Source organism: Fusicatenibacter saccharivorans, assembly GCF_027667425.1.
Lineage (GTDB): Bacteria > Bacillota > Clostridia > Lachnospirales > Lachnospiraceae > Fusicatenibacter > Fusicatenibacter saccharivorans.
This window is the reverse complement of record NZ_JAQEGR010000022.1, coordinates 1-12,238: the sequence shown is the minus strand read 5'-3', so window position 1 is coordinate 12,238 and position 12,238 is coordinate 1. Positions and strand designations below refer to the sequence as shown.

General features: G+C 38.9%; 16 protein-coding genes. 6 read left to right on the top strand and 10 right to left on the bottom strand.

The features are described from left to right. The 3 genes from PGS38_RS15910 to PGS38_RS15900 all read right to left on the bottom strand — a co-directional run bounded on the left by PGS38_RS15910 (position 1) and on the right by PGS38_RS15900 (position 2,869). Entirely contained in the window at positions 1-618 is a 618-nt protein-coding gene (locus tag PGS38_RS15910) for a hypothetical protein (protein ID WP_117802261.1), read from the bottom strand. Positions 619-702: 84 nt separating this feature from the next. Beyond that, entirely contained in the window at positions 703-876 is a 174-nt protein-coding gene (locus PGS38_RS15905) for a hypothetical protein (RefSeq protein ID WP_270476417.1), read from the bottom strand. Positions 877-1,060: 184 nt separating this feature from the next. Continuing rightward, entirely contained in the window at positions 1,061-2,869 is a 1,809-nt protein-coding gene (locus PGS38_RS15900; RefSeq protein ID WP_270476416.1) for an AAA family ATPase, read from the bottom strand. A 197-nt stretch (positions 2,870-3,066) separates the two neighbouring features. On the opposite strand from PGS38_RS15900, the gene PGS38_RS15895 reads away from it, so the two are divergent. Genes PGS38_RS15895 through PGS38_RS15880 form a run of 4 tightly spaced genes read left to right on the top strand, consistent with a single transcriptional unit; the run spans position 3,067 to position 5,913 of the window. After that, the gene (locus tag PGS38_RS15895; protein WP_118640128.1) at positions 3,067-4,227 is read left to right on the top strand and encodes a ParM/StbA family protein; all 1,161 of its coding nucleotides are present in this window, start codon (positions 3,067-3,069) and stop codon (positions 4,225-4,227) included. Between the two features lie 15 nt (positions 4,228-4,242). After that, entirely contained in the window at positions 4,243-5,289 is a 1,047-nt protein-coding gene (locus PGS38_RS15890) for a hypothetical protein (RefSeq protein ID WP_270476415.1), read from the top strand. An 11-nt stretch (positions 5,290-5,300) separates the two neighbouring features. After that, the gene (locus PGS38_RS15885; RefSeq protein ID WP_117802266.1) at positions 5,301-5,735 is read left to right on the top strand and encodes a hypothetical protein; all 435 of its coding nucleotides are present in this window, start codon (positions 5,301-5,303) and stop codon (positions 5,733-5,735) included. 28 nt (positions 5,736-5,763) lie between these two features. Next, positions 5,764-5,913 (top strand): hypothetical protein, encoded by a 150-nt coding sequence (locus tag PGS38_RS15880; protein ID WP_158568364.1) that lies wholly within the window; start codon positions 5,764-5,766, stop codon positions 5,911-5,913. A 28-nt stretch (positions 5,914-5,941) separates the two neighbouring features. Here the strand turns inward: PGS38_RS15880 and PGS38_RS15875 are convergent, their stop codons facing one another. From PGS38_RS15875 to PGS38_RS15850, 7 genes are all read right to left on the bottom strand, one after another. Next, positions 5,942-6,349, bottom strand: a complete 408-nt coding sequence (locus PGS38_RS15875; RefSeq protein WP_117802267.1) for an A24 family peptidase — start codon at positions 6,347-6,349, stop codon at positions 5,942-5,944. After that, the gene (locus PGS38_RS15870) at positions 6,346-7,200 is read right to left on the bottom strand and encodes a 3'-5' exonuclease (protein ID WP_118640127.1); all 855 of its coding nucleotides are present in this window, start codon (positions 7,198-7,200) and stop codon (positions 6,346-6,348) included. Before PGS38_RS15870 ends, PGS38_RS15875 begins: the two co-directional genes overlap by 4 nt. Then, positions 7,181-7,756 carry a hypothetical protein gene (locus tag PGS38_RS15865; protein ID WP_117802269.1) on the bottom strand — a complete coding sequence of 192 codons (576 nt, stop codon included), beginning with the start codon at positions 7,754-7,756 and terminating at the stop codon, positions 7,181-7,183. The genes PGS38_RS15870 and PGS38_RS15865 overlap by 20 nt, the downstream gene beginning before the upstream one ends. Then, positions 7,753-8,991 (bottom strand): hypothetical protein, encoded by a 1,239-nt coding sequence (locus PGS38_RS15860; RefSeq protein WP_118640126.1) that lies wholly within the window; start codon positions 8,989-8,991, stop codon positions 7,753-7,755. The genes PGS38_RS15865 and PGS38_RS15860 overlap by 4 nt, the downstream gene beginning before the upstream one ends. Positions 8,992-9,117: 126 nt before the next feature. Then, positions 9,118-9,300 carry a preprotein translocase subunit SecE gene (gene secE, locus PGS38_RS17880; protein WP_117802271.1) on the bottom strand — a complete coding sequence of 61 codons (183 nt, stop codon included), beginning with the start codon at positions 9,298-9,300 and terminating at the stop codon, positions 9,118-9,120. Further along, entirely contained in the window at positions 9,300-10,595 is a 1,296-nt protein-coding gene (locus tag PGS38_RS15855; protein ID WP_158581761.1) for a preprotein translocase subunit SecY, read from the bottom strand. Before PGS38_RS15855 ends, secE begins: the two co-directional genes overlap by 1 nt. Positions 10,596-10,605: 10 nt before the next feature. Next, positions 10,606-11,376: a hypothetical protein gene (locus tag PGS38_RS15850; protein ID WP_118640124.1), complete on the bottom strand. Its 771-nt coding sequence runs from the start codon at positions 11,374-11,376 to the stop codon at positions 10,606-10,608. Positions 11,377-11,604: 228 nt separating this feature from the next. Here PGS38_RS15850 and PGS38_RS15845 point away from each other — a divergent pair, with 228 nt between their 5' ends. Further along, complete coding sequence (locus PGS38_RS15845) at positions 11,605-11,838, top strand: hypothetical protein (protein WP_119208155.1); 234 nt, start codon at positions 11,605-11,607, stop codon at positions 11,836-11,838. Positions 11,839-11,848: 10 nt separating this feature from the next. Next, positions 11,849-12,205, top strand: coding sequence for a sigma factor (locus PGS38_RS15840; protein WP_270476414.1), 357 nt, complete (start codon positions 11,849-11,851; stop codon positions 12,203-12,205). The last annotated feature ends 33 nt before the right edge of the window (positions 12,206-12,238 follow it).

Below are 12,238 nucleotides of genomic sequence, written 5' to 3'. Positions count from 1 at the left end.
TTAGCCAAGGACTCCATCAATTTGTGAAATATCGCGGCATACTACGGATTGCCGAAACTCTACGCGATCATTAACAGACCGCGTATTGCTGGTTATATATCCTGCCGCAGCTACTGCATCTCCTATTTTCAGATTACGTGCTGCCTCTGCCTGACTCGCAAAGCAGCAAATCTCTACCTGATTTGATTTGTCCTGATTTGGTATTTTGATTGTTAAAATAGTCAGCTCATTGGTCGGACAATACACATGCCGAACAGTACCAATATAAAGGACAACATTGGTGTCTCGTGGATATCCGCCTGTTGCGTCAATAGCTTCATTGGTCACATACGGGGCAAGCATCCGTTTCTGCTGTTCGATTTTGTCTCCGACAAATTCTTTAACATAATATGCATTTCCGAACCCATCTTCAGATTTCCTGTTTTCTCCATGCGCTCGGATTTTTACTTTCATTTTTGGAGTAATCCCCTTCAAAACTGACGTATCATAAAAAACAAATTCTACATTTGCTTCTTTTGATTCGCCCTTACTTTTCACAATCAAAACAGTATTCTTTTTGTTTTCCCGAATACTAAGAATTGTCCCTGAAAGGACAATTAAATTTTTGGATTTTTCCATCTTTATAGTCCACCTTTCTGCGAAAGATAGCAACGTGCCGTAAAACACGTTGGCTATCCTTCATTTTTTGTTTTTTTAAATTTTTTATTTATAATAAAGTCGGCTATGAACTTCACTATACGGAAAATGTTTTCTTATCAACCTTGTTATTTTTCTTCCATAAGCTTTTAATTCGCCTACTTCATCACTATTTGTTTGTGCTGAATAGACATAAATAACTTTACTCTGGCCCAAGTGACAAGCTTCTTCTTCATTCACTGAAACTACCACTCTTACTTCATATTGAGACATTTCCCATATTTCTATCCAGATCCAATTAGGATTAGAGTATGATTTTATTTCCTGTATAACTTCGTTATCAGATAACAATATCATGGTTTAGAATCCTTTCTTGATACTCCCGCAGCTAAAACAACGGGGTTATGTCACATTGGATAGTTAGTTATAGTTCGATAATTTCGACTTCATCATACGCGGCTATTGTGGCGCAGGTATCATTATGATTTACGGCAGCAACAAATACATTTTCATATTGCTTCTCGTTCTGCAAAAGATCAATTAATGTCTTAAGATTATCATTATCCAGAGAATCGAGATTATCTAATACAAGCAATCTCGTTCCTGTAATCTGGCTGATAAGGGACATTAGGGTAAAGGCAACAAATACAAATTCACCTGTAGATACCTTTTTCATTGGAATCATTTTTCCACCATTTTTCTCACAATACAGCTCTACGCCACCATCGTATATGAATTTGATCTTGGTATTCCGCGATAATTTCTGCATGCATGCTGTGCAGGCTTCTTCAAATGGATGTAAGATTCGCTGTAAAATAATGCCTTTTACACCTACTTTCGCATCCAGTGTTTTTGCCGCAAGGGAAAGCATATCTACTTTATCCTGCTGCTCCCTGCATAACTTGCTGTATTTACGGGTGGTTTCATATTCTTCTAATGCCCGCATACGCTGCTGAATTAACTTCTGCTGCTCTACCAATAGACGCAGCTCCTCTTCGTTTGGAACAGTCTGTTTTTCTGGAAGCTGCGGAATAACAAACTCTTCAAGTTGTTTCTTAAGAGCCTGTTTTTTCGTGATTTCCACCTGATTCTTCTGATACTTTTCAATGATTTGATCTCTTTTAGCGATCTGTTCATCACAACGTACCAAAAAATCCTTATTTTGTTTAACCACATTTTTATTTTCCTGTACAAGTTCCTGCCCTTGTCTTACGTATGCTGACAAATCCGCATTGCAATGTACTGACGGGCATATTGGGCAACTGTGATTGCTCTGTTCAAAGGAATTAATATTATGCAATATTTGTTCCTGAAATTTTATGTTGGCATTTGCAGTCGCAATATTTTGATTCGCTATTCTGCTGGCATTTAAAAATTTCTGGCGGTCACTAACTGCCTGCTCATATACTTCCCGCGGAATCTCAGTCACAGTGCTTAATAACTCAAGCTCATGTTGGATACTTTCTTTCTTTTTTAAGGCCTGCTCCCTTTGCTGGATAAGCATCTGATACTTCTGCAATGTTTTCTGTGTTTCTTTCCACTCGGCCTGTTTTTGCATGTTCTCAGAAAGAAGCTTCTCCAGTTCTTCTTTTGAATCCTTCGGGATTTCTCCTTCATATTTGGACTTTTCTGTATACGTCACCAGAATCTTTTTCTCTGCTCTGTTTGCATCCGCCACTTTAGAAGCAACTTCATCGATAGTCTCCAGCCCGAAAACGCCCGTTGGAAACATTTTCTTCAGGTACTCTTTGACAGTTTCCGGCAATGTATCCATGCGGCTTTCTGCGGCTTCGATAATTTTTTTATAATCAATCTGTACCTGCAGCATAGATAATAAAAGAGCCGTAAGATCTTTTTTGGAAAGCTCCGCAAAATAGTCGGTGCCAAACATCTTTTCATAGATGGAAAGTGGAACGCCAAGTTTTCCTTCCAAAAACTCATTAGCAGATTCCTGGCTCGTAGTTTTATCGTTTACCTTAACAACCGAACGATCTTTTCCGCGAATTCGTTCGATGCTTGTACCGTCATCAAATACAATCGTCACATGAGCTTTTGATGCTCCGATTCGAATATCATCCGGCTCCATCTTTCCAATGAAAGCCCTCTTGATGGCAGTTAAAATGGTACTTTTTGATGCTCCATTTTTACCTAACAGACAGGTAATCTTTTGCGGTTCGATTATCTGTGTTTCAATTCCTCCAAAGTCTTTTACAATAATTTCTTTGATTTTCATGTTTATATCCTCCTGACATATTGTTTTTCAGATTATTTTATGTGCAAACTCCTTTCTTTGGGATTAATCTGATATATAAAGTATTGCGAACGCAAAAAAAAATAAATTTCCATTTTTTCTTGTACGTGAGAATTCAATTTTATAGTCATTTACAATACTATAAGCGTAAACAAAAAAAACATTTTAGGAGGACTATTATGAGTATGAACACAAAGGATTACAAAACAAAAACTATGGTTGTGGAGCGCGACTTTCCTTGCCGCGATAACTATTGGGCTGTCGGATTAGATATCGGCTATTCAGCCGTCAAAGGAATCTCTCCTGCACGTCATTTCTGCTTTCCGGCATATGCAAAAAAGATCCCAGAGAATCGTCCGCTGCTCAAAGAAGCTGCTGACACGGATATTCGTTACCGCGACAACGAAGGCGAATGGGTTGTCGGAAATTTGGCTTATGAGGAAATGGATGCTTCCAAGATGACAGAAAGTGAAGAGGAAGTTTTCGGTCGCAAACGTTACTATTCACCTATGTTTAAAGTCATCGTACGAACCGGACTGGGTATTGCCCTGATGGAAGGAAAAGAAAAATCGTCCGACGGCAAAAAGCTGTACGTCCAGACTGGATTACCGCCGAAATTCATGAGAGATTCGGAAGATCTTAAAGAGGTTTTCAAAGGTATCCACATGTTTGAGCTGAAAATCGGAACTGCACCATGGCAAACATTCACGTTCTCACTTGACGAGCAGAATATTTCCATCATGCCGCAGCCGCTCGGAGCATTACTGTCTGCATCAACTGATATCAACGGTTATCAGCTTCCTATCGCCAAGAAATTTTGGAGTTCCAATCTTCTCGTTTTTGATCCGGGCTTTGGCACTACGGATATTTACAATGTTCTGCATGGAAATGTTTCGGAACGTGGAACAGAAACATTCAGCGAATATTCGATGCGTGAAGTTTTCTCTCGGACCTGTGATCAGATCGAGAACAAGTATCACGAAGAACGCAACATCTTCGAACTGCAGAATCTGCTGGAAAGCGGTGAGGTTCGCGTTAAAGACAAGAAAAAGATGATTTTTAAGAATTGCAACTTCAGTGAAATTCTGGCCGCTTGCTCAAAAGATGTATGCAATGAAGTAATTGAAAAGATGAAATCTATTTATGATTACTTTTCATCTTATGACTACATCATTGCCACAGGCGGTACATACGACGCTTGGGCGACTGACTTCAACGCTGTGTTTGCCAATATGGAAGGATTTTCTGTGATTCCGGCCAATGTAAATGATCCAACCCTTACCAACGTATTCTCGAACGTACGCGGATATTATTTCTCCCTCGTCAATCGTCTGCGTTAGAAAGTGAGGAGTTAAATGAATATTAAAGTCCGATTTACTGCGCCAGAAGATCTTGATTTGATTGCATTAGTTCATTCTGGAGTTCGGATGGGGCTTGTTATTCGAGATGTATTGCGGGCATATGTACGACAAGAGATTTTCTATGTACCTATGCCCAATACAATAAAATGTATCAATACAGAGAATACTTCCGTCAATTTTATTCTTAATTCTGATAAAGACGGAGATGTTATCGCTTTTCTGAGGAGCATTCGCAATGGTTATAAAACTGTAGTTATCAAAAACATTTTACGTTCCTATTTTACTGCTCCTATTATGGAACCTTTGAAAAACAATGTTTTTCCCCTTCGGGTCAATCTTTGTTGGCCGGATGATTTGGATCTGATCATCCTTGCACAGACGCAGGACATGCAAGAATTGACACTGAAAACGCTGAGTGCATACGTGCATAAAGCCAAATTCTCTATTGATACACCAGCAATAGCCGCATCCATCAATGCAGACACTATGTCCTTTACTTTGGACTTAGCGCAAGAAACAGATGCAACAATTTCAAGTTTTTTATTTTCAATACACCCTTCAGCCAGAGATAATGCCATTAAAAATATTTTACGGTTTTATTTTCAAAAGCCTTACATTGCTCCGTATTTGGCTCAATACACTTATAGCGTTCAGTCATCAGAGCGTAAAGAGCGAAATATTACCGTTGCCGAGAAATATTTTCGACCAGACGCCCTTTCGAACGCGTCCGCAGATGCTCAGGTTCGCCCAGCCCGGCAGATTTCTGCTCCGGAGAAAACTTTAAGTCTTTCTTCTGAAAGCAAAAGCGCAGCTACGCCAACTCCAGCTCCGCCCAAACCAGAACCTGTTGTTGAAACAGCAATTTTCTCTGCACCTGCTGAAAAGGCTGAACCGGAAAACATTCCTGCTCTCTCCAAAGAGACTGTCAATCCATTAAATAGTTCCACGCAAGCAACCTCCGAGACTCCTTCTGGAAGTTCTTCCGAAGATGACAGCGATGGATTTGATATTTTCGGAGCAATTTCCGGATTAATTGTATAAGGGGGTCTGTTATGGACAATTACGACAAAACCAAGGAATATACCAAATACGTCAAGCCAATTGTAAGCGAATTAAAGAAAGAATGTGGATTGAATAATATCCCCTTTCTGTTTACCGCGGCTATTAAAAATTCCGAAAGCGAAACGGTGTATAAAAACGAGATGCTTCTTGCACAGACTCATGTATCGTTGACAGATAAAAGAATTGCAAGAATGTTATTGCGAATGAACGGTTTCGACACAAAGCTTCCCGAATCCGTTACTGCAGCGATGAAGACACTGGCGGAATACTTAGAAGTAAATGCTGAACCCGTTTCTGCACTGGATATGCAATTGCATGATCTTCAATTGGAAGATTTGCGGAGAATTGCAAACGGGACGTACAAGGTGATCACCACTGTCCCATCTTTGACTGACATTGTTGACACTGAGGAAGAGAATTACTAAACATCAAAGAAAGCTAAGAGGTTTTATTATGAACAACGAGGAGAAAAAAACATATGAAGAAAATTTAGTCAATTTACAGGAAGATATCCAGAAAGATGCAGAAGAAGTAAAACAGGTCTGCATCTATCAGAAAGAAAAACGCATTGCTGAAAATGCATTGCGTTTAGAGGAGTCTTGATGAGCATTTTCAAAAGCGAAAGCCGAGCTTATAGCCCGGCTTTTTTGCTTATAAAGTATACAATAAAATATCCGACCGTCAGAAACGGCACAAATGGGTAATCATGTTCTTTGTGCTTAACATGCATATACAAAAGATAGGGAATGCATATACATAAGGCTAATATAATCGCATAAAGTCCATATAGTCCAAGATTGTATCCAATGACTCCAGCAATCAGGGCATCTGCGCCGCCTATATTAGACCAGATCATTGCGAAAGCAAAAATTGAAAAGCACAAAATCATTCCAATAAAATCTATTTTCCAATAATTACTTGATAAAAGCTCACAAGTATGTACAAGATAAAGCATCACAGATATGGTGAGCGGAACTTCCATTTTTTTAATATCCCATATTGCAGCCATTATAAGTAATATATGTGTTATGTAGATCATGCATTTTTCTCCAACAGATAGTATTTCTTTTCCGTCATTTTTGAAAGTTCATCATAGGTGATTCCTAAACGGACAAGAATATCTGTCTCCAAAGCATCCAGATCAATTTGGGTTAAATCCAACTGGGAAGAACACCACTCTTTTTTATAGGTAGAAAAATATACTTTTCCTAAATTTGTCTGTACATATACGCCGGCCTGTTCCTTTCGATAGCCCTTCCAAAAATATGTATACTCGATAAATAATTTTGTTTTTCCCTCTCCATGCATATCCTGTTCACAATACATTGTATAGAACAATAACAGTAAACGTGCGGTAGCTTCTACGTCATCAATCGACGAATGAAACGTAATTCCTTCATCAATACCAAAATATTTGGATATTGTTTCAAGTTTGTGATTCTGCACTTCTTTTTTTTCTACAAGATCGCGTGCTACCTCCAACACATCCATTTTCCCACTACACTGTAACGGAGTATGCGTTCTGTCGCATAACGCTGAGATCATGCGAATGTCAAAATCAACATTATATCCAACAAGGATACTGCCTTCCATGAATGCGCAAATCTCTGCCACTACATCTTCTTCCGATGGCTTATCAGCCAAAAATTCGTCTGTGATCCCGTTCACTCTCATAGCTGCTTCCGGCATGGGGAAAGGAGCCTTAATGTAGATATCCATTTCTGCTATTTGTTCCATTTTCTGGTCCCGAATTCTGTATTTCTTACCCGAAAACTGAACAATGCGGTCTTTATTGGAATTGATTCCGGTCGTTTCAGTGTCAATAACCGCAATGATACGGTCATCCTGAAACAGACTAAGCATACGATTCTTAGTTTTTAGCGTCCTCATAAAATGTCTCTCCTATTCGATTGTTATGTATTGTCGTTGTTGCATACGGAGTAGAAACTCCATTGTGTGTAGTCATGAAGCAAAGCACCGAATCTTTCAGATCAATTTTGGCTGCTGCTTTCACAGCCATGTGATTTGAATAAGAACAAATTTCATATCGAAGCCCGTCCAGCCTTGTCCAGAATTCCAACACACAGGAGCAGACATTTTTTTCATAATATTTGTTCATTATCGGTGCATAAATCAAGGATTGCCCGGGACCTGATAAGAATTTTCCGCTTCGGGGGAAGCGTTCTGCTATCCCCCGAAATGGATCTCCTGTATCCGCCCGGAATTGAACACACAAAAAATCTCCAGCATTCTTTTTCGCTGCTTGTTTTGCTACGTGCCGCCAACACAAAAATGTGTAGCTTTGTTTCGATTCTTCATTTTGAAAAAGCTGAATTTCTTTCGCTTTGATAATTACAAGCTCATTTTCTTCATTTCCTAATCCTTTTTTAATCTTTTGTATAACGCCAAGGAAAACATTCTTCTTATCTTCTGTTGTAACTATCATTCTTCCGTAAGTGCCTCCAGCTCCTTCATACTAAGCGTACAGATTTCTCCCATCGCCTTTTTGAAATAATTTCTGGTTTCGTACCCCATTTTTCCGGGATACATCGCTGGAAATTGTAACAGCCATTGGAAAGCGGCTAAAACGGTAGGAAAATACGGACAATTTTGCGTTATATACTGTTTTCTTCTGACACCTACTTTTTCCGTATGTATCATTTTCATGATCTTTGAGATGATTTTTTCCTGTTCATCCATGCCTACAGAAATGGTCGATGCCTTTTTAAAGGTGGCTGTGATTTTAGCTTCTAATTCTGGCAACTGCTTTTCAATAGCATTTACCAACTCCTTACCGATTTCTTCTGGAGTTTTTTTGCTCCGATGAGGAGAAGAAAAGCTTTTGCCGATAAGAACCGAATTATCGCCATAGACCAAGATAGGCTGCACTGTTTGAGAAGATGTTCCGACATCAGACAGCGAATATTTTACCCCCAGTTTGACTTGCGTCTTGCCCATATCAACTGTTTTATCCTGAAAGATCAATTCAATCGTCGTATAATAATTGCTTAACTCCCAGCCCAACGTTGTAACATCATGATTTTCCTGAAAATTCTGAAGCTCTCTCAAAATAAAGTGCTGTGGAATATACGCATATTTGGTAGAAGCTGCATGAAATCCTTTCACCCAGGAACTGTCCTTTTCTTCCTTCCGCCCAATGATAATAAACTCTTTTGCCTGAACGCAGCGGGACGCTAAATAACAGTACGCAAAAATGTTCGTTCCTTTCGCCAATGTCCCTGTTTCCAAGCGCTGACATAAGGCCGTAAGAAATTTTTTTGATGGAGTCACGATGATTTTCTTTTGATCATGTACGGTCAAGAAGAAACCGATCTGCTCAATTTCTTTTATCTGGTTCTGCAAGGATAAGAATACTTCTGATGTTGGTTTGTATCTTCCGATATTGCATTTTTCGGCTGAAAAAATAGACTCATCACTCAGCAGAATAGAGTCTTTCATTTCCATAGGGTCCAATACCACAAATCTTGGAGATGCATGCTCTTTGTCTGATTTTGCAATCACACAATGAATCCTCATGCTTTCTGGATTTCGTACCGGAATAATCACTGTTCGGTTGTCCATGTCGTGCAACGCTTCTTGAAATTTCTCATAGTCATTTCCTGTCACAAGATAATTGTCGCTTACCTTACTTTTAACACCTAACTTTTTCCCATTTGACATAATGTTTTTCTCCTTTCGTTTTCATGCTCCTGTCATCTGTTTCTTTTGCGGTTCAGTAATAGTATTCCGAAAACCTCCAAAAATAAGTCCGAAAAGACACCAGAGCTTTTCCCTGGTGTCTCATCGTTAAAACAGGACTCGGAAGATGAATGTAATTCCTTCATGGAATCCAAATAAAAACGCAGAAAGGACAATGCAAAAGAGAAGAACATACAATGTATCAAAAAAAAGCTCTTTTCCTTTTGGAAAATACATCTTCTGCAGGATTGCTGCGAGTTTCTTTCCTTTTTTAAATTCTGGTTTTTTCATCAGAAAATTCCTCCTTTTTCCAACATAGAACTGTATTTTCCATTCTGAGACTTGGCAATGCACTGGGTTCGAAATTCCAGACTCACACCCACAGTTATGACGATAGATGTTCCGAGAAAAGCGATTCCACTTAAATGCCAAATACCGGATAATACTGCCGGAACCATTGCGATAACGCACAATCCAACTGCTCCAATCAAAACTACTTCGTTCGATTTTTTATGCAGGTATGCTGCTGTTTCCTTGCCCGGACGGATAGAATAGACGTTTGCTCCTTTCTTTTTGAGGTCCATAGCAACCTCCGTTGGGTTAAAAATGATTTCTGCATAATAGAAAGAGAAGCCAATAATCATCGCAATGTAGAATATAGCTCCGATGCTATAGTAAAAATTCTCTTTCTGAAACCAATATGATGTATTCAAAAACTTTAAAGCGGTTAAATTTTCCTTTCCAATGAATGCAGCAATCATAGAAGGAAATGTTAAAATAGACGATGCAAAAATAATTGGGACTACGGTTCCAGGGCAGGCTTTAAGTGGTAAGGTACTTTTCATAGATGCCCCTTTGATTTTCTGCGAATGCGTAATCGGAATGCGTCTTTCTGCAGCCTGCAGGCATACGGTATACGCAAATAATGCAATAACAAAGAGGACAATCAGGATACTCGAAATCACTTTATATGCTATCTGCTTTTCAGAAATCATTGTCTGATATACAGATAATGCATCGCTCGGATAAGATGCCAGAATATTGAATAATAAGATCAACGACGATCCGTTAAAATCATATTTCTTACGAATCAGCTCGCCTGCTAAACTTGCAACAACTGATCCAGCCGTCCAGATAAGCATAACAAGTAAAATCCAATACCATTTTGCCGAGACAAGCAATCCTTTTTTACCGAATGAAATAGCAATCATACTGCTCTCCATCAATGCCACGAATCCACCCAGCACAAGAGTAATGATATGAATCCGCTTCCGTTCATCCTCCATGCCCTTTTCCATTTCGTGAATGTGAGGATAGATGACTCCAGCCAGCTGAACCATAATAGATGCTGTAATATATGGAGTTATTGACAATGCCATGATAGACATCCCGGACAGACCATTTCCTGTCATGGCATCAATGAAAGTTAATGCAGAATTATCATGAATGAGTGTTTTAAAGTAATCTGGATTTGTTCCCGGCGTAGGAATTGTTGCCAATAAGCGAATCCCCATTAAAATCAGGAAAGAATACAGGCATTCTTTTCTAACCTGTTTAGATTTAAAAATTGATTTCCATGTTTTCATTTTTTCCTCCTTATGATTGAGCTGGAACATCCGCGGAAGGTACCGAAAAGATAAAGTCAGCCCCCTCTAATTCCGGCAAAATGTTCATCAATTCTTTTTCTTTTGCTGCGATTTCCTTTTGGCTTTCTTCTTGTAACAGAATCTTCATCATCTGATCTATATTTTTCATGAGACATTCAGGTGGAATTTGTTTTCCAAAGGAAACTTGATTCAAAATTCGATTACACACTTGATGCCTTGCTTCTGTTCTGCAACGTTCTTTTTTGGTTGGATAGACAATCTGATCTTTTGCAATTTGCGGGATTCCATTTCCAAAGTTAATCGTCATCGGCGTGGCTGTTTTTTCCATCAGCGATTTCCACAATTTTGTCTTAGAATTATTCGGATCTTCATATTCCGATTCACTAACGGAATACTCTTCCAACCGATGAAAAGCCTTCAAAAATTCATTTTGCATACAAGAAATCGCAAAGTAGGTGTAATCTGCCTCCGTAAACACCTGTCCATAAACCTGCAGATTATATGGAGTCTTTAACCCCTGCAATTGTGCCACACGAATCTCCTCTTCAGTGCGGCTGCAGGCACACTCGTAAATGGAAACCGTTGGATCGCGCGTATACACATTCAAAGCAATTTTGTCCACCAAAAAAGCAATTTCATTGCCTAACAGTTTCGCGTATGTACGCGCTCTAATTTTGTTGACAGACATGCTTATCTTTTTGATTTCCTGTGTTATGCCTGTCAAATCCGTACCTTGTAAGCGATACCCTCTTAATACCATACCTATTCCTCCTTTATAAATTTTCAGGTGCATAGATAGTATTGAAAATAAAATAAAAATTTTGTATTCACGTACGAGAAAAAACGGGATTTTCCATTTTTTTTCCATTTTTTTTCGTACGTGAATACCGAAAATTTGAAAATGATAGCTGGATATAATATAATGAACTCACGGAGACGGAAAATAATAGCAAAATGCTTTTTTACATAATGTCGGAAGGAGGTCACAATGACAAAGTATGATTTATATAAAAGCATTACTCTTTTCCTCTTGTATCAGGTTCCTGAAAATACAAGTGCATCTGATGTAGAAATTTACAAAGTTTGGCGCAACATGAGCGGAAATTTTCTCGTCGATGATACTTTTGTTGCATCACTTTTAGAATATGTGCATGCCAAGAAACATGAAGATCGGAATGTCATGAAGGCATTAGCACAAATTGATGGATTTATTTCTAATTAAGGAGGATACTATGGTAGATGTTGAAAAAGAAATGATGAAAGAAATTATGGCAGATTATCATTCAGGTGACCCGCGGAAAGTGGCGTCAGCAAAAGAGCAGATTTTAAACAAAGCACAGCGCCTGATCACATTTATGATCAAAAAATACTTCCCTACATATATACCCAGATACTACGATGAATTATATCAGGAATGCATGGTCGCTCTGTACGATGCCATCCCAAAATTTAATCCTGAACGTGCAACATTATCAACTTATCTGACAAAACCACTCCACCGGGCAATGTCCGCATACATCCACAGCCTTACTAATCGCTCCAATTCATACTATGGCAAACAGATGGATGATGTAAGACATGCTAGTTAGCAACCACCAGTTCAACTGGTGGTTTATTATTAG

Excerpts from the sequence above, each read along its gene's own strand:
- PGS38_RS15870 (WP_118640127.1), bottom strand. The coding sequence starts at position 7,200 with ATGAGGACGCTAAAAACTAAGAATCGTATGCTTAGTCTGTTTCAGGAT.
- PGS38_RS15840 (WP_270476414.1), top strand. The coding sequence starts at position 11,849 with ATGGTAGATGTTGAAAAAGAAATGATGAAAGAAATTATGGCAGATTAT.
- PGS38_RS15850 (WP_118640124.1), bottom strand. The coding sequence starts at position 11,376 with ATGGTATTAAGAGGGTATCGCTTACAAGGTACGGATTTGACAGGCATA.
- PGS38_RS15865 (WP_117802269.1), bottom strand. The coding sequence starts at position 7,756 with ATGATAGTTACAACAGAAGATAAGAAGAATGTTTTCCTTGGCGTTATA.
- PGS38_RS15885 (WP_117802266.1), top strand. The coding sequence starts at position 5,301 with ATGGACAATTACGACAAAACCAAGGAATATACCAAATACGTCAAGCCA.
- PGS38_RS15900 (WP_270476416.1), bottom strand. The coding sequence starts at position 2,869 with ATGAAAATCAAAGAAATTATTGTAAAAGACTTTGGAGGAATTGAAACA.
- PGS38_RS15845 (WP_119208155.1), top strand. The coding sequence starts at position 11,605 with ATGACAAAGTATGATTTATATAAAAGCATTACTCTTTTCCTCTTGTAT.
- PGS38_RS15860 (WP_118640126.1), bottom strand. The coding sequence starts at position 8,991 with ATGTCAAATGGGAAAAAGTTAGGTGTTAAAAGTAAGGTAAGCGACAAT.
- PGS38_RS15875 (WP_117802267.1), bottom strand. The coding sequence starts at position 6,349 with ATGATCTACATAACACATATATTACTTATAATGGCTGCAATATGGGAT.
- PGS38_RS15910 (WP_117802261.1), bottom strand. The coding sequence starts at position 618 with ATGGAAAAATCCAAAAATTTAATTGTCCTTTCAGGGACAATTCTTAGT.
- PGS38_RS15890 (WP_270476415.1), top strand. The coding sequence starts at position 4,243 with ATGAATATTAAAGTCCGATTTACTGCGCCAGAAGATCTTGATTTGATT.
- PGS38_RS15895 (WP_118640128.1), top strand. The coding sequence starts at position 3,067 with ATGAGTATGAACACAAAGGATTACAAAACAAAAACTATGGTTGTGGAG.
- PGS38_RS15880 (WP_158568364.1), top strand. The coding sequence starts at position 5,764 with ATGAACAACGAGGAGAAAAAAACATATGAAGAAAATTTAGTCAATTTA.
- secE (WP_117802271.1), bottom strand. The coding sequence starts at position 9,300 with ATGAAAAAACCAGAATTTAAAAAAGGAAAGAAACTCGCAGCAATCCTG.
- PGS38_RS15855 (WP_158581761.1), bottom strand. The coding sequence starts at position 10,595 with ATGAAAACATGGAAATCAATTTTTAAATCTAAACAGGTTAGAAAAGAA.